Annotated in this window: 17 protein-coding genes and 1 pseudogene; 8 read left to right on the forward strand and 10 right to left on the reverse strand. The window is 75.9% G+C overall.

Features of this window, described 5'->3' with window-relative positions:
- Nucleotides 1-595: 595 nt before the first annotated feature.
- Nucleotides 596-1,168 carry a TetR/AcrR family transcriptional regulator gene (locus tag ABZ261_RS13815; protein WP_356858660.1) on the reverse strand — a complete coding sequence of 191 codons (573 nt, stop codon included), beginning with the start codon at nucleotides 1,166-1,168 and terminating at the stop codon, nucleotides 596-598.
- Nucleotides 1,169-1,285: 117 nt separating this feature from the next.
- Between ABZ261_RS13815 and ABZ261_RS13820 the strand changes: the two genes are divergently transcribed.
- The 4 genes from ABZ261_RS13820 to ABZ261_RS13835 all read left to right on the forward strand — a co-directional run bounded on the left by ABZ261_RS13820 (nucleotide 1,286) and on the right by ABZ261_RS13835 (nucleotide 4,943).
- A complete protein-coding gene (locus ABZ261_RS13820; RefSeq protein ID WP_356858662.1) occupies nucleotides 1,286-2,143 on the forward strand; it encodes a MoxR family ATPase in 858 nt (285 codons plus the stop codon).
- 53 nt (nucleotides 2,144-2,196) lie between these two features.
- Nucleotides 2,197-3,489, forward strand: a complete 1,293-nt coding sequence (locus ABZ261_RS13825) for a VWA domain-containing protein (RefSeq protein WP_356858734.1) — start codon at nucleotides 2,197-2,199, stop codon at nucleotides 3,487-3,489.
- Between the two features lie 61 nt (nucleotides 3,490-3,550).
- Nucleotides 3,551-4,525, forward strand: coding sequence for a pyridoxal-phosphate dependent enzyme (locus tag ABZ261_RS13830; RefSeq protein WP_356858664.1), 975 nt, complete (start codon nucleotides 3,551-3,553; stop codon nucleotides 4,523-4,525).
- Nucleotides 4,526-4,637: 112 nt separating this feature from the next.
- A complete protein-coding gene (locus ABZ261_RS13835; protein ID WP_356858666.1) occupies nucleotides 4,638-4,943 on the forward strand; it encodes a hypothetical protein in 306 nt (101 codons plus the stop codon).
- 128 nt (nucleotides 4,944-5,071) lie between these two features.
- Here the strand turns inward: ABZ261_RS13835 and ABZ261_RS13840 are convergent.
- The 3 genes and pseudogenes from ABZ261_RS13840 to ABZ261_RS13850 all read right to left on the reverse strand — a co-directional run.
- A pseudogene (locus tag ABZ261_RS13840) lies at nucleotides 5,072-5,222 on the reverse strand (IS5/IS1182 family transposase); the annotation flags it as partial.
- A gap of 66 nt (nucleotides 5,223-5,288) precedes the next feature.
- Nucleotides 5,289-5,645: a cupin domain-containing protein gene (locus tag ABZ261_RS13845; RefSeq protein ID WP_356858668.1), complete on the reverse strand. Its 357-nt coding sequence runs from the start codon at nucleotides 5,643-5,645 to the stop codon at nucleotides 5,289-5,291.
- Between the two features lie 153 nt (nucleotides 5,646-5,798).
- Complete coding sequence (locus tag ABZ261_RS13850; RefSeq protein ID WP_356858670.1) at nucleotides 5,799-6,869, reverse strand: LysR family transcriptional regulator; 1,071 nt, start codon at nucleotides 6,867-6,869, stop codon at nucleotides 5,799-5,801.
- Between the two features lie 159 nt (nucleotides 6,870-7,028).
- Here ABZ261_RS13850 and ABZ261_RS13855 point away from each other — a divergent pair, with 159 nt between their 5' ends.
- Nucleotides 7,029-7,724: a type 1 glutamine amidotransferase domain-containing protein gene (locus ABZ261_RS13855; protein ID WP_356858672.1), complete on the forward strand. Its 696-nt coding sequence runs from the start codon at nucleotides 7,029-7,031 to the stop codon at nucleotides 7,722-7,724.
- Nucleotides 7,725-7,913: 189 nt separating this feature from the next.
- Here the strand turns inward: ABZ261_RS13855 and ABZ261_RS13860 are convergent, their stop codons facing one another.
- The 3 genes from ABZ261_RS13860 to ABZ261_RS13870 form a co-directional block, all read right to left on the reverse strand.
- Nucleotides 7,914-9,092: a DUF6596 domain-containing protein gene (locus tag ABZ261_RS13860; protein WP_356858736.1), complete on the reverse strand. Its 1,179-nt coding sequence runs from the start codon at nucleotides 9,090-9,092 to the stop codon at nucleotides 7,914-7,916.
- An 8-nt stretch (nucleotides 9,093-9,100) separates the two neighbouring features.
- Complete coding sequence (locus ABZ261_RS13865) at nucleotides 9,101-9,508, reverse strand: YciI family protein (protein WP_356858674.1); 408 nt, start codon at nucleotides 9,506-9,508, stop codon at nucleotides 9,101-9,103.
- A gap of 166 nt (nucleotides 9,509-9,674) precedes the next feature.
- Nucleotides 9,675-9,947: a hypothetical protein gene (locus tag ABZ261_RS13870; protein WP_356858676.1), complete on the reverse strand. Its 273-nt coding sequence runs from the start codon at nucleotides 9,945-9,947 to the stop codon at nucleotides 9,675-9,677.
- Nucleotides 9,948-10,153: 206 nt separating this feature from the next.
- Between ABZ261_RS13870 and ABZ261_RS13875 the strand changes: the two genes are divergently transcribed.
- The 3 genes from ABZ261_RS13875 to ABZ261_RS13885 all read left to right on the forward strand — a co-directional run bounded on the left by ABZ261_RS13875 (nucleotide 10,154) and on the right by ABZ261_RS13885 (nucleotide 11,424).
- On the forward strand, nucleotides 10,154-10,726 hold the full coding sequence (locus tag ABZ261_RS13875; RefSeq protein WP_356858678.1) for a DNA starvation/stationary phase protection protein: 573 nt from the start codon (nucleotides 10,154-10,156) through the stop codon (nucleotides 10,724-10,726).
- Between the two features lie 112 nt (nucleotides 10,727-10,838).
- Nucleotides 10,839-11,075 carry a DUF2945 domain-containing protein gene (locus ABZ261_RS13880; RefSeq protein WP_356858680.1) on the forward strand — a complete coding sequence of 79 codons (237 nt, stop codon included), beginning with the start codon at nucleotides 10,839-10,841 and terminating at the stop codon, nucleotides 11,073-11,075.
- A 7-nt stretch (nucleotides 11,076-11,082) separates the two neighbouring features.
- Nucleotides 11,083-11,424, forward strand: coding sequence for a DUF3140 domain-containing protein (locus tag ABZ261_RS13885; RefSeq protein WP_356858682.1), 342 nt, complete (start codon nucleotides 11,083-11,085; stop codon nucleotides 11,422-11,424).
- 63 nt (nucleotides 11,425-11,487) lie between these two features.
- Here the strand turns inward: ABZ261_RS13885 and ABZ261_RS13890 are convergent, their stop codons facing one another.
- Genes ABZ261_RS13890 through ABZ261_RS13900 form a run of 3 tightly spaced genes read right to left on the reverse strand, consistent with a single transcriptional unit; the run spans nucleotide 11,488 to nucleotide 14,983 of the window.
- Nucleotides 11,488-13,047: an NAD(P)/FAD-dependent oxidoreductase gene (locus ABZ261_RS13890; RefSeq protein ID WP_356858684.1), complete on the reverse strand. Its 1,560-nt coding sequence runs from the start codon at nucleotides 13,045-13,047 to the stop codon at nucleotides 11,488-11,490.
- Nucleotides 13,044-13,763, reverse strand: a complete 720-nt coding sequence (locus tag ABZ261_RS13895; protein ID WP_356858686.1) for a methyltransferase domain-containing protein — start codon at nucleotides 13,761-13,763, stop codon at nucleotides 13,044-13,046. Before ABZ261_RS13895 ends, ABZ261_RS13890 begins: the two co-directional genes overlap by 4 nt.
- Nucleotides 13,760-14,983: a lycopene cyclase family protein gene (locus tag ABZ261_RS13900; protein ID WP_356858688.1), complete on the reverse strand. Its 1,224-nt coding sequence runs from the start codon at nucleotides 14,981-14,983 to the stop codon at nucleotides 13,760-13,762. Before ABZ261_RS13900 ends, ABZ261_RS13895 begins: the two co-directional genes overlap by 4 nt.
- Nucleotides 14,984-15,194: the final 211 nt, after the last annotated feature.

Genomic DNA, 15,194 nt, shown 5'->3' on the forward strand with positions numbered 1-15,194 from the left:
CCCCGACCACCCCGCTCCGCGCGGCACCCGACGGGCCGGTCTGGGGCTGCGGGGCCACCCCGCCCGGCGCCCCCGGCGGACGGCCACCCCGCCTCGGTCCCGCCCCGACGGCCTCGGTCCGCGCGGCACCCGGGCCCGGCTGGGGCCGGTCTCGGGGTGCGAGCCGCCCGCCGACGACCCCGGCGCACCGACAGCGCCCTCGGACGCATCCCGACCGCACCCCGATCCGGACACTCCGCACGCACCCGGCCCCGAGCATGAGCCGATCTACTGGTTCAGCTCCACCCGCCCGGCGAACCGCCACCGCCCTCGAAACGCCCCGACCGCCCCGCCCCGCGCGGCACCCAACGGGCCGGTATCGGGGCGCGGGGCCACCCCGCCCGGCGCCCCCGGCGGACGGCCACCCGCCGTCCGGGGCGGAGACCGCCACCCGCTTCCGACCCGCCCCGACGGCCCCGCTCCGCGCGGCACCCAGGCACGGCTGGGACCGGTCTCGGGGTGCGAGCCGCCCGCCGACGACCCCGGCGAACCGACAGCGCCCTCGGACGCATCCCGACGGCCCCGGTCCGGACACTCCGCACGCCCCGGCCGCGAACTAGCGCACTCCGGCGGCGTCCAGCAGGGCGGCCGCCGTGGCGGTGGCGAGCCCGTCGTCCAGGCGCTCCACCCGGGCCCCGGACCGGGCGCTGGCGCCGTCGAAGAGGAGCAGGAGCTGGCGGGCGAGCAGCCCGGGGTCGCGGGCGCCGCCTCGCTCCGCCTCCCTGCGGAACGCCGCGGCCAGGTCCTCCTTGACCCTGCGGGCGACCTTGCTCGCCGGGTGCTCGGGGTCCTTCAGCTCGACCAGCACGGCGAGGTAGGGGCAGCCGTGGTAGTCGGCGTCCGCGGCCGCGTCCTGAAGCCGTTCGAAGACGTACAGGATGCGCTCGCGGGGGGTTGCGGACTCCGGGTCGGGATGCGTGAACAGGGCCTCGTACTCCGGCACGCGCCGCTCCAGGCCGGCCGCCAGCATCGCGTCCTTGCTGTCGAACAGCTGGTACATCGACCGCTTGGACACGCCCGCCGCCCGGCACAGGGCCTCGATGCCGACGGAGACGCCGTCGCGGTAGGAGAGCCGGGCGGCGGCGTCGAGCAGCCGGTCGCGCGGGGACGCCTTCTCTGTGGTGGCCATACGGCGAGGTTACCGCGGTGCGGGCCGGGGGAAACCGATCGGTGTTCTCCTGGCGCCGGCCTTGAACAAGCGCTTAGATAGGAGCCTGGACCTGTCGCCCCACCGCCGGAGGCCCCGTTGTTCACGTCCGTCGACGACGTCTCCGCCCGCCTCGCCGGGACCGGCTACCTCCCCTCCCCCGCCGTCGCCACGACCGTCTTCCTCGCGGACCGGCTCGGCAGGCCGCTGCTGGTGGAGGGCCCGGCCGGCGTGGGCAAGACCGAACTGGCCAAGGCCGTCGCCCAGGCGGCCGGGGCGCGGCTGGTACGGCTCCAGTGCTACGAGGGCGTGGACGAGTCCCGGGCCCTGTACGAGTGGAACCACGCCAAGCAGCTCCTGCGGATCAGCGCGGGCCGCGGCGAGAGCTGGGACGAGACCCGCACGGACGTCTTCAGCGAGGAGTTCCTGCTGCCCCGCCCGCTGCTCACCGCGATCCGCGGCGACGAGCCGACGGTGCTGCTGATCGACGAGACCGACAAGGCCGACGTCGAGATGGAGGGACTGCTGCTGGAGGTCCTCAGCGACTTCCAGATCACGGTCCCCGAGCTGGGCACCGTCACCGCGACCCGCCGCCCGTTCGTCGTGCTCACCTCCAACGCCGGCCGGGAGCTGTCCGAGGCGCTGCGCCGCCGCTGCCTGTTCCTGCACATCGGCTTCCCGGACGAGGAGCTGGAGCGGCGGATCGTCCGGCTGAAGGTCCCCGGCCTCGGCGAGGCGCTGACCGCGTCGGTGGTCCGCGTGGTCGGGGCGCTGCGCGCCATGGACCTGCGCAAGGCGCCCTCCGTCGCCGAGACCGTCGACTGGGCGCGCACCCTGCTGGCCCTGGGCGCCGGCACGCTGGACGAGACGGTCGTGCGCGACAGCCTCGGGGTGATCCTCAAGCACCAGGAGGACATCCAGAAGGCGGCGGCCGAACTCGCCCTGGACGCGCTGTGACCGCCGTCGCCGAACGGATCACGGGCCTGGTCGGGGCCCTGCGCGCGCACGGCATGCGGATCGGCACCGGGGAGACCGTGGACGCGGCCCGCGCGGTGGCGGCGCTGGGGCTCGCGGACCGGGAGCTGCTGCGCGAGGGGCTGGCCGCGACGCTGCTGCACGGGCCGGGTCAACGGGCGCTGTTCGACTCGGTCTTCGACCTGTACTTCCCGCGGGGCGTCGGCGGCCCCGACGACGCGCCCCGCAGCCGGGAGGAGCTGCGCGACCGGCTCGCGGAGGCACTGGCCGCCGACGACCGCGCCCAGCTGGCCCGGTTGGCGGCGCAGGCCGTCGACGCCCTGGGCGGGTACGGGAGTTCACCGGGCTCGGACGGCTGGTCGGCGTACCAGACCCTGGACCGGCTGCGCCCGCAGACCCTGCTGGCACGGGTGCGGGCCGACGTGCGCGGCCGGGACGGCGGCGCGGGGTTCGCGGACCGGCTGCTGGACGACGAGATCCGGCGCCGGATCGAGGAGTTCCGGCGGATGGTCGGGGCGGAGGCGCGGCGCCGGGTGGCCGAGCGGCGCGGGCGGGACGAGATCGCCCGGCGCGGCGTCCGGCCGACCGCCGACCGGGTCGACTTCCTGTCCGCGGACCGGGAGCGGCTGGCCGAGCTGCGCAGGACCGTGCAGCCGCTCGCCCGCAAGCTGGCCACCCGGCTCGCCGCACGCCGCCGACGGGCCGCCCGCGGCACGATCGACCTGCGCCGCACCCTGCGGGCCTCGCTCTCCACGGGCGGCGTGCCGATGCGGCCGGTGCTGCGCCGGCGGCGCCCGGTCCGCCCCGAACTGGTGCTGCTGTGCGATGTGTCGGGGTCGGTGGCCGGCTTCTCGGACTTCACGATGTTGCTGGTGCAGGCGCTGCACGACCAGTTCAGCAAGGTCCGGGTGTTCGCGTTCGTCAACCGGCTGGACGAGGTGACCGGGCTGCTCGGCCACGGCCGCGCCGACCCCGAGGGGCTCTCCGCCCGCATCCGCGCCGAGGCCACCCTCACCGGCTGGCACGGCAGCAGCGACTACGGCGTGGCGCTGGGCGAGTTCACCGAACGGTACGGCGCCGCGGTCGGCCCGCGCACGACGGTGTTCGTCCTCGGGGACGCCCGCACGAACCGGAGCGACCCGAACCTCGCCGCCGTACGCGACCTCGCCCGGCGGGCCCGCCGCGTCTACTGGCTGAACCCCGAGCCGCGCGACCGGTGGGGCACCGGCGACTCGGCCGCGCCCGCCTACGCCGAGTCGGCCGAGATGCACGAGTGCCGCACGGCCCGGCAGCTCGGCGCGCTGATCGGCCGCCTGCTGCCGGTGTGACGCCGGACGGCCGGCCGTGGTCCACTGGCCCCCACGCCGACCACTCGCCCAAGGACGCCCCATGAGCCACCCGCCCGTGCCCCTCGGCACCTTCCCCACCCCCGTCGAACCGGCGCCCCGGCTGGCCGCCGCGCTCGGACTGGAACCCGGCGACCTGTGGGTGAAACGGGACGACCTGACCGGCCTGGGCGGCGGCGGCAACAAGGTGCGCAAGCTGGAGTGGACGGCCGGCGCGGCCCTCGCCGAGGGCGCGGACACGCTCGTGACCACGGGCGCCCCGCAGAGCAACCACGCCCGGCTGACCGCCGCGGCGGCCGCCCGGCTGGGGCTCGGCGCCGTGCTCGTGCTGCGCGGCTCGCCGGACGCCTCCCGGTCCGGGAACCTTGCGCTGGACGCTCTGTTCGGGGCGCGCCTCGCCTGGGCGGGCGACGTGGACCGGGCGGGGCTGGACGCGGCGGCGGCCGACGTGTGCGCGCGGCTGCGGGCGTCCGAGGCCCGGCCGGCGCTCATCCCGTTCGGCGGTTCCAGCGCGCAGGGCGCACGCGGCTACGTGCGCTGCGGCGAGGAGCTGCGCGAGCAGGTGCCGGACCTGCGGACGGCCGTGGTCGCCCTCGGCTCGGGCGGCACCATGGCCGGGCTGGTGGCGGCCCTGGGCGCCGGGTCGGTGCTCGGCGTCGACGTGGGCGCGCTGCCCGACCCTGCCGCGGCGGTGGCCGCATTCGCGGCGCCGCTCACCGCGCAGGAGGTCACGGCACAGGGGCTGCGGGTCCGCCGGGACCAGGTGGGCGCCGGGTACGCCGCGCTGACCGGCCCGGCCGGCGAGGCGCTGAGGCTGGCCGCCCGCACGGAGGGGCTGGTCCTGGACCCTACCTACACGGGCCGCGCCCTGGCCGGTCTCCGCGCGGCCGTCCGGGACGGCGAGGTGCGGCCCGGTGAGAAGACGGTGTTCGTGCACACCGGCGGTCTGCCGGGCCTGTTCGGGCACGCGGACGCGATCGACTTCGCCGAGCGCGGCGCGCAGGCGTTCGACGGCTGACGGCCCCACGCGTGGCGTCCCGGTGAGAAGACGCCCGGGCAGTCCGGCGGATGGAGCCGCCGGCTGCGTCGATAGTCTCTCCGAAACGGCCGCGACGAATTGCGAGAAGCCAGTGATCCGAGACCTGTACAACGTCCGTGTGCAGCCGGCGGAAGGCGGTCCCACGCCGCTGACCGAGGAGGAGGAGCAGCGTGCGCGCAGGGTGCTGTTCAGCGACCTCGGCAACGCCATCGCCGAACGAGGCTGGGTCCGGTTCCCCGCATACTCGCCGGAGGAACGCCGCCGGCTGGTCGATGTCGCGCACCGTCTCAGCGCTCACTGGGGGCAACAGGTGTTCATCGAGGCAGAGGATCAGTGTGCCATGAGGCTCTATCTCTCCGGGCACGGATCGCAGCCGACGAATCCCCCGCTGCCGTAGGCGGACGGGCGGCGTCTGTGTGAGGAAGCTGTTGCCAAGACGCGCAAGCGTGTCCCCGGCGGAGCCGACCGCGGTGCGGTGCTGCTCTGCTACGCGGCGGTCCGGGCGGCGGCGTCGGCCACCAGCCCGCTCCGGAAGGAGCGGAGCTCGTCGGGGAGGTCACGCCCGGGTGGGTCGGTGCGGTGGTTCCACGCGATGGCCTCGCGTGCGGCGGTGGCCGGCCCATCGCCGCACGCGGACCGGATCGGCCGGCATCAGCGGCTCGATCCGGTCCCGCATCGCCTCGGTGATCACCTGCCGGACGGACGCACCGATCGGCCGATCAACCCTGCCCGGAGACGCTGCCTAGCCCTTCGCGTACTCGTTCGCCATGGTTCCGGCGAAGTCGTACAGGACGACCGGCTCGTCGCCGACGACCCAGGCGTCGTGACCGGGCGGGCACACGAACACGTCGCCCGGCCCGACCTCCCGCTCCGCGCCGTCGTCCATGCGCAGGTGCATCCGCCCCTGCACCACGTACCCGTTGTGGTGGACCATGCAGGTCTCGGTGCCCGCGATCGGCGCCACGGACTCCGTCCACCGCCAGCCCGGTTCGAACGTGCCCACCGCGAAGTCGAGCCCGGTCAGATGGAGGGCCTCCAGGTGGCCGCGGGGGAAGTCGCGCCGTTCGTCCGGCTTCTCGACCGTCTTCACTTCCAGCATGACGGTTCTCCCTTCCGGCCGCTGACCGCGGCCGGGGCCGGCTCCCGTTCCCGGCTGCCTCGGACGGCGCCGTGCCACGGCGGCCGCACCCCATGACTCCATCGTCGGCCCGGCGCCCGGGCCCCGCCAATCAGGGCGGAGACCGGCGCCCGGCTACCAGGTGCGTGCCGCCCTCAGCAGCAGCGCGCGCACCCGGGCCACGTCGGGGTTGTCGGAGGCGCCGGGGCGCTGGACGAGGAAACCCGTGTTGATCGGCGGGTCCTCCGGCTCCAGCAGCGCCACGAGCGCGCCGGACTCCAGCAGGTCCTGGCACAGGTAGCGCGGCAGTACGCTGAACCCGGCGCCCGCCGCGACGGCCGCGAGGACTCCGCGCAGGTCGGGCACGGTGACGGCGGCGGTACGGGACAGACGCCGGCCGAAGACGTGCCGCCAGTAGCGGCGGGCGATGGGGAGATCCTCGGCGTAGGTGATGAGCGGAACACCGTGGAGGTCGGCCGGGTCCAGGGCCACGTGGGCCGGGGCGGTCGGGTCGGGGTCGGCCGGGGCCGGGGCGGTGGGGTGGGGGTCCGTGGCGCCCGGCGCGTGCGCGCCCGGTGTCGTCGGGGCGGGGGACGCGCCGTCCGGGGCGACGGCGGCCCGCGGCGCGGCTCGCGGGGCCGCGGGAGCCGGTGCGGTCCGTCCGGCTGCCAGGCGTTCGGCCCACACCGGGGCGGCGACCAGCACGAACTCCTCGTCGGTGAGGGGCACGGAGTGCAGGGTGCGGCCGCGGGGCCGGGTGGTGGCGATCACCAGGTCGTGGCGGCCGGCGCGCAGTTCCTCCAGCAGCGGATCGGTCAGCCCGGTCGCCACCCGCAGCCGTACGCCCTCGGCGACCAGCGGTGCGAGGGCCGGCAGGACGCTGGTGCACAGCAGTTCCGCCGGGCCGGCCAGGTGCACGGGCTCGGCCCGGCCGCCGGCCGGCGGGGTCGGTCCGGCGACCGCGGCCAGCTCGTCCAGGGGCGCGGCGATCCGGGCCGCCAGCTCGTCGGCCACCGGGGTCGGCGTCACCCCGCGGGGCAGGCGTTCGAACAGCTCCCGGCCGGTCTGCCGCTCCAGCGCGCGCATCTGGGTCGTCACCGTGGGCTGGGACAGTCCGAGCACGCGGGCGGCGCCGGTGAAGGAGCCGGAGCGGTACACCGCGAGGAAGGTGCGCAGCAGGTTCAGGTCGAGGACAGGGGTCTCCACGGCACCGAGTATCCCCCGCCCGGTATTCCCCACGACCCATAGGAGATCCGATGCCAGCCATAGGTCAGATCATTGGATGCCTATGGGTCCGGTCGCCTACGGTCTCTCTCGCAGACGCGAGTTCCGCGGCAACAGCAAAGCCTTCTGGAGAGAACCACCATGTCGAAGATCCTGTTCGTGATGACCGGCGCGGACCGCCTGACCCTCGCCGACGGCACCGCGCACCCGACCGGTTTCTGGGCCGAGGAGGCCGTCGTCCCGCACCGCGCGCTGACGGCCGCCGGTCACGAGGTCGGCGTCGCCACGCCGGGCGGCGTGGTGCCGCCGGTCGACCGGGCGAGCCTGGCCGCGGAGGTCAACGGCGGCCAGGACAAGGCCGACGAGCTCACCCGCGCGGTGGAGGAGATGACCGAGCTGCGCACTCCGGTGAAGCTCTCCGAGGTGGACCTGGACGACTACGCCGCCGTCTTCTACCCGGGCGGGCACGGTCCCATGGAGGACCTGGCCGTGGACGCCGAGTCGGGCCGGCTGCTGGTGGCGGCCCTGGACTCGGGCAAGCCGCTGGCCGTGGTCTGCCACGGTCCGGCCGCCCTGCTCGCCGCGGTCCGGGCGGACGGCGCCAACGCCTTCGCCGGCTACCGCGCGGCGGCCTTCACCAACGAGGAGGAGACCCAGGGCGGCCTCGCCGGACGGGTCCGGTGGCTGCTGCAGGACCGGCTGACCGAGGCGGGCGTCGAGGTGCAGGCGGGCGAGCCGTGGGCGCCGCACGTCGTGGTCGACCGCACCCTGGTGACGGGCCAGAACCCGGCGTCCTCGGCGGGTGTCGCGGAGGAGCTGCTCAAGAAGCTCGGCTGAGGACCCCCCGGCGGCGGCGTGCCGGTCGCGGGCGGCGGTCCCCCGGGGTCCGGGCGGCGGCCGCCGCCCCGGCCGCCGCCGGCCGTGCGGGAAGGCGGGCCTCACGGCCGGCCCCGGCCCGCCTGCGGCCTGCGGCTGCGGCTGTGGCTGCGGGCGACCGCTCCGGCCGCGCGGCCTGCGCGCGGCCCGTCAGGGACGCCGACGGGCGTTGAGGCGGGCGGCCTGGCGTGTCAGGTGCCGGCGTTCGGCGAGGTCGGGCGCCTTGTGGGCTGCTTCGGCGTACAGCCGCGCCGCCGTCGCCAGGTCGCCGTCGCGCTCGTGGAGGTACGCCGCCACCGCGGTGTGGCGGGGCAGCGAGGGGTCCAGGGCCGCGAGCTCCGCCAGCCCGGCGCGCGGTCCGTCGGCCTCGCCGACGGCGACCGCGCGGTTGAGCCGGACGACCGGGCTGTCGGTCAGGCGCACCAGCTCGTCGTACCACTCGACGATCTGCACCCAGTCGGTCTCCCCGGCGGTGGGCGCGTCGGCGTGCAGGGCGGCGACGGCGGCCTGGGCCTGGAACTCGCCCAGCCGGTTTCGGGCGAGGGCCGCCTGCAGGATCGCGACGCCCTCGGCGATCGACCGTGTGTCCCAGCGGCCGCGGTCCTGCTCGGCGAGCGGCACCCGGCTGCCGTCGGGCGCGGTCCGGGCGTCGCGCCGGGCGTGGTGGAGCAGCATCAGGGCGAGCAGTCCGGCCACCTCGGGATGGTCCACCCGGGCCGCGAGCTGCCGGGTGAGCCGGACGGCCTCGGCGGCGAGGTCGATGTCACCGGAGTGGCCCTCGTTGAACACCAGGTAGAGGACGCGCAGCACGGTGGCGACGTCGCCGGGCCGGTCGAACCGCACGGCCGAGACGGTGCGCTTGGCCCGGCTGATGCGCTGCGCCATGGTCGCCTCGGGCACCAGGTAGGCGCGGGCGATCTGGCGGGTGGTGAGCCCGCCGACGGCGCGCAGCGTGAGCGCGACCGCGGACGACGGCGTCAGCGACGGGTGGGCGCACAGGAAGTAGAGCTGGAGCGTGTCGTCCACCGCGGGTACGGGCCCGGGCGGCGGCTGCTCCTCGACCAGGCCCTCGCGCCGGCGGCGGGCCGCGTCCGCCCGGGCCTGGTCGAGGAACTTGCGCCAGGCGACGGTGACCAGCCAGCCCTTCGCGTCCCGGACGGGCTCTCCCCCGCCCGGGCGAGAACCGGGGGACGAGCCGGCGGGCCGGACGCGGAGCGCCTCAAGGAGCGCCTCCTGCACGGCGTCCTCCGCCGCCGCGAAGTCGGCTCCGCGGCGGACGAGGACGGCGAGCACGCCCGGCGCGAGGCTGCGGAGCAGGGCCTCGTCCATCGGTGGGGTCACTCCGTGACAGTGGGCGGCGCGGCCAGGAAGGGGCGCAGCTCGAGCCACTCGTGGATCGGCTTCCCGCCCGCCCCGGGGGCTGCCGACAGCTCCCCGGCCAGCTCGACGGCCCGCTCGTGACTGTCGACGTCGATCACCATCCAGCCGGCGATGAGGTCCTTGGTCTCGGCGAACGGGCCGTCGGTGACCGGCGGGCGCCCCTCGCCGTCGTACCGGACCCAGGTCCCCTCGGGCGCGACCGCCTGAGCGTCCACGAACTCGCCGGTCCTCTCCAGCCGGGCCGCGAAGTCGTGCATGTACTGCATGTGCGCCGAGATCTCCTGGGGCGTCCACTGGTCCATCGGCACGTCGTTGACCGCTGCCGGAGCGCCGCGGTAGTGCTTGAGCAGCAGGTACTTGGCCATCGTGCTTCTCCTCGGTGCTGGTGCGACCCATTGTGGCCGCCTTCACCCCGGGGACGGAGCCGATCACGGGTTCTCGACATCGCCGTCCGAGATTTTTTCGGGAGGGGCGCGAGGCGCGGGCGGCCGGCGTCGCGGGGACGCGTCCGCGGGCCGGCCGCGACGGCGGTCAGGGGCTGTCGCCGGACCAGTCGAAGCGGGTGCCGTCGCCGGGACGCGGGTCGTACAGCGCACGGCCGCCGGCGCCGAACCGGCCCAGGTCCGTCGTCAGGGCGGCGCCGGCGTCGATCTCGTCCCGCGTCCAGCCCGTGACGTCCAGGAGCAGTCCGTCCAGCGGGCCGCCGACGAGTTCGACGTACGTCCGGCCCGGCCGCGGTCCGGGACGGCCGGGGTCGGTGCCGTAGACCCGGCCGCGCAGCAGTTGCTCGTCGTCTCCGTTCATGCCGTCCAGCCTCGCAGCCGCCACTGACAGCGCGGGCTCGCCGAGGGACGCCGAGCATGGCCCGGGCTCCGCCCCGGCGCCCAGGGCGGACCACCCGTACCGCCCATCAGCGGAGGCGGCGGGCAGGCGAGTCTGACAGCGTCGGACGGGGGGCGCCAGTGCTCAGGCAGGGACGTCACCCCACCCCATCGACGCAGAGGTGAGCCATGACCAGTCAGCCCAACGACCTGACCCCGAAGTACACCGTCCCGGGCATCGAGCGGGAGGCGGCCGGCCGGCTGATCGGCCTGCTCCGGCTGCGCCTGCACGCCCTCAACGACCTCCACCTGACGCTGAAGCACGTGCACTGGAACGTCGTCGGACCGCACTTCATCGCCGTGCACGAGATGATCGACCCCCAGGTCGACCGGGTCCGGGACATGGCCGACGACGTGGCGGAGCGCATCGCCGCGCTGGGCGGGGTCGCCCAGGGCACACCGGGCGCGCTGGTGCGCGAACGCCCCTGGGACGACTACTCCATCGGCCGGGCCGACGCCATCGCGCACCTCGGCGCGCTCGACGTCGTCTACACCGGGGTGATCGAGGGCGTCCGGGCCGCGGTCGAGGAGGCGGGAGAGATCGACGTGTCCACGGAGGACCTGCTGATCGGGCAGTTGCGCGATCTGGAGCAGTTCCAGTGGTTCGTCCGGGCGCACCTGGAGAGCGCGCGCGGCACGCTGGCCACCGGCGACGCCCGGTCCGAGAAGGAGGCCGCCGCCAGGGGGGCCGAGCTGAGCTGACCGTGCGGGCGCGCCGCACCGCGCGCCCGGCGGCCTGCGGATGCGGACCGCGGCACACGCCTGCAAGGTGGAATTCCGGACGCCCGGACCTTCGTGCAGCAGGAGACGCGCCATGGCCAAGTCGAAGAAGTCCTCGGGGAGCAACGAGCCGTCCAAGGGCGACAAGGTCGCCTGGAGCAGTCACGGGAGCGAGACCACGGGCACCGTGGAGCAGAAGATCACCGAGCGGACGGAGGCGGCGGGACGCACCGTGGCCGCCTCGCCCGACGACCCCCAGTACGAGGTGCGCAGCGACAAGTCCGGCCGTACGGCCGTGCACAAGCCGTCGGCCCTCAAGAAGAAGAAGTAGGGCCGGCGTGCCGGGCGAGCACGAGCACCGCGAGACCTGGGACGCCTTCCGCGAACTGGTGAACATGTCCCCCACCGCGCTGGAGAAGTGGCTGGCGACGGACGAGTCGCAGCAGGCCGGGCAGCACAAGGACGGAGGCGAGTCCACGGGTCACGCCTCCGGCCGTGCCATCGTGGACATCCTCCGCAAGAACAAGGACGACCTGTCGGACGCGGACTACGCGCACATGCGCAAGGTGACCGGCTACATCCGCCGCCACCTCGCGCAGCGCCCCTCCGGGGACGTACGGGACACCCGGTGGCGGCACTCGCTGATGAACTGGGGGCACGATCCCCTGGACGACGGCTGAGGCCGGCGCGGGACCGCCGCCGCCCGCTTCACGTGCCGCCCAGCCGCCGCGCCGCCGCCCGCTTCACGTGCCGCCCAGCCGACGCGCCGCCGCCCGCAGCAGGGCGGTGCGGCCCCGGTCCGGCACCGTCCACAGCGTCTGCCCGCGCACCCCCCACCGCTCCAGGAGGGCGTTGGCGGCCAGGAATCCGGTCGTCGCCGCCCGCTCCATCAGGGCCACCGGCAGACCGGTGCGCACCAGGTCTCCGGCCACCACCAGGGACGGGTCCGGGGTGCGGACGGCCGGCCGGTCCCGGTAGCCGCCCACCGGGAACAGGGGGCAGTCGTCGTGCCACTCGTGGCGGGCGTCGACCACCGCGGCCGCGCGCGTCTCCGGGTAGAGACGGTGCAACTGGCCGATCAGCCGCTTCTCCTCGACGTCACGGGGCGCCTGCGGCGATACCGCGTACGCGTGGAGCTCCACCACCGACCCGCCGGTGCGCGCGGCCCAGCGGGCCGCCTCGTCCTCGTAGCGTTCCAGCACGCTGACGTTGTCGAGGCCGCCGAATCCGCTGGTGCCCAGGAATCCCGGCCGGTCGGGCGCCACCGGCCGGTCCAGCCACAGCCGGCTGACCAGGAACGGCGGGGCGGTGCGCAGGCGTGCGACGCGTGCCCGCCAGCCGGGGTCGCCCAGCCGGTCGGAGCGGGCGACGAGCGAGCGCAGCCCGGCGGTGTCCAGGGCGAGGACGACGCTGTCGTAGGACTGCTCGTCCCGGTCGGTGACGACCCGGTGGCCGCCGTCGCGCTCCGGGTCGATGTGCTCCACGGGCGTCGAGGTGCGCAGCCGCGCGCCGTGCCGGCGCAGATAGCCGGCCAGCGGGTCCCACAGGGCGGCCGGGAAGGGCGCGCGGGGCACGTCGAACAGCAGGCCCTCGGCCGAGCCGAGGAAGTAGATGTGGAACATCAGCGCCATCTCGGCCGCCGACAGCCGGCGCGGGTCGGCGAAGAAGCTCCGGGAGAACACCTCGAACGCCAGGTGGCGTGCCTTCGCGGGGAAGCGGACGGCGTCCAGGAAGTCGTGGGCGCTGACCGCGTCGAGGCGTTCGTACACCTCGGGCACGCGGACGTCCAGCAGCGGCAGGGCCGCCACCGGGTCCATGGCGCGCAGGTCCCGCAGGGTGAAGGAAGGGCTGAGGGCGACGAAGCCGAGGGCGCTCCACGGCGGGGTCCGCGGGACGTGCCGGAAGCTGTCACGGGTCCCGCCGGCGTGCAGCAGCGGGTAGTCCGGCAGTCCGGTCAGCCGGGTCAGCCCGGGGTCGGTACGGCGCAGCAGTCCGCGCAGGTTGTAGTACTGCCGGAAGAACGCGTGGAAGCCGCGGCTCATGGTCGCCTCGGTGCCGTCGCGCAGCACGGTCGGCCAGCCGGCGACGCGCCCGCCCAGGCAGGGGCGGCGTTCGTACAGCGTCACGGCGACACCCCGCTCGGCCAGGGCGGTGGCGGCGGCGAGCCCCGCGATGCCGCCGCCGACGACGGCGGCCGTGGGACGTGCGCCCCGCACCCGCCGGGTCCCCGGCGGGGGCGGCAGCAGGCGGGCCCGCCGGTCCCGGCCCCGGCGGGCGGCGCCGCCGCGCCCGGAGCCGGTCATCGCCCGGCTCCGGCGCGCCGGGCGGTGAAGGTGTGCGCGATGCCCGTCTGCCAGCCCGGCAGCGGGAGCACCCGCACGTCGCGGAAACCGGCCGCGCGGACGCGGTCCGCGAAGCCGCCGGCGGTGTCGAACTCCACCACGCTGCGCCACAGGTGCCGGTAGAGCACGCCGTCCCCGAGGAGGGCCGCGGCGGGCTGCACGACGCCCCGGCACACCAGGGTCCACAGCATGCGGTCGGCGCGGCGCCCGCTCAGGGTGTATTCGTGCACGCCGAGCCGTCCGCCGGGGGCCAGCAGGCCGTGCACGCCGGCGAGGACGGCGTCGGGGTCGGCGACGTTCCGCATGAGGTAGGCGGCGAAGACGGCGTCGAAGGGGCCGTCCACCCCGGCCTCCGCCAGGCGTTCCGCAGGGCTGTGCACGAAGGTCACACCGGCCGCCCAGGGCTTGGCGGCGGCCCGTGCCAGCATGCCGGCGGAGGCGTCCACCGCGGTGATGCGGGCGGCCGGGAGCACGGAGCGGAGCGCCGCGGTCGAGGCGCCGGTGCCGCAGCCGAGGTCCAGCACGCGCAGCCCCTCCCCGTGCCCGGGCAGGCCGAGCCGGCGTACTGAGCGCCGCAGGTGGGCGTGGTAGCCGGGGTTGGCGGCCACCAGCGCGTCGTAGCTGCGGGAGGCGTGGTCGAACGCGGCGGCGAGGTCCTCGTCGCGCAGCAGGGTCATGCGGTCTCCTGGGGCGGTTCGTCAAGGCGGGCGGGGTCGAAGGGGCGGCGGGGCAGGCCGGGCAGTTCCAGCGCCGAACGGAGCATCGGCCCCACCGGGGCGCGCATCCCGACGGCGAGGTCCTCGTGCAGGCGGGTCCGCCCGTCGAGGAAGCGCAGCAGCCGGGGCGTCGGGACGCGGGCGAACAGCCCGCACAGCAGCGCCGGTCCGTCCGCCCGGCCGCTGTCCAGGGCGCGCAGCAGCACGGCGTCCATGGCGCGGGAGCGTGCGGAGTGCGGGTCGGGCGGCACGGGCCGGCGTCCCGCGCGCAGCGCGGCGGCGACGGCCCCGGTCTGGCGCTGCACCCCGGCGAAGGTGTAGCCGGTGGCCGGGCGGGTGGCGCCGCCGGCGGCGCCGATGCGGAACACCGACGCGCCGACCTGACGGGGCATCGGGCCGTCGGTCATCGGGATGACCCCCGTCTCCGTGGCGAGGACGCGGAGGTCGCCGAGCCGCAGGATCTCCTCGGCGTAGTGCCGGACCGCCGCCTCGTAGCCGTGCGCGGTCAGCGTCCTCGGCGAGAACTCGGTGTACTCCACCAGCGCCTCGCACGGTCCGGTGGGCAGCACGTACCCGAAGGACAGGCCGCGGGCGGGCTGCGGGGTGCGGAAGTCCATGAGGTCCGCGGTGCCGGCGTCGAAGACCGGCCGGGAGGTGCGGACGAACCAGCCGTGGAAGTGCTGCAGCAGCGTGGTGCGGGCGGCCGGCAGACTGCCCGGGGGACGGGAGTCGAACACCCAGCGGGCCGTCAGCACCCGGGACGTGCCGTCCGGTTCGCTCAGCTGGAGCCGCGCCCCGCCCTGCACGTCCTCCACCGTCTCCACGGTCGCCGGCAGGCGCCGCACGTTCGGGCTGCGCGCCAGGTCCCGGCCGACCAGGTCCTCGAAGTCGTCCGACCGGATCATCTTGTACCGCAGCGGGCCGAGGTCCCCCTCGACCGCCTCGCCCAGGGGCGTACGCACCCGCAGCCGCCGCCAGCGGGCCGTCACCGCGGCGTCGAACCGGCCCGGGCCCCGCTCCCAGAAGCACCAGGTGCGGGGCGGCGGGCGCAGCGGGCCGGGCGGCGCGTCCAGCAGCACCACGGACGGCGTACGTTGGCCCGTCCGGCGCCCCGCCAGGCGATGCGCCAGGGACAGCCCGGCGGCTCCCGCGCCCACGATGGCCACGTCCGCGTCCAGCACGACCGCTTCCTCCCGCTCGCCTCTCGCGTGCGCACGGCGCACCCTCCGCCTATTCCCGCCCGTGTGCCCGTCCGGATGCAGGTCACTCGTATGCGGCAGCGGGCCGTGTCCCCGGCGGACACCGTGGAAGAAGTCGCAGGGAGGAGGTCACCGTCGGCGGCGCATCCGGGTCCGGTGCGCGAGCGGAAGACGAGGTGACGCCGAAGCCCGA

Origin of the sequence: Streptomyces sp. NPDC006193, assembly GCF_040613915.1 — a bacterium.
Lineage (GTDB): Bacteria > Actinomycetota > Actinomycetes > Streptomycetales > Streptomycetaceae > Streptomyces.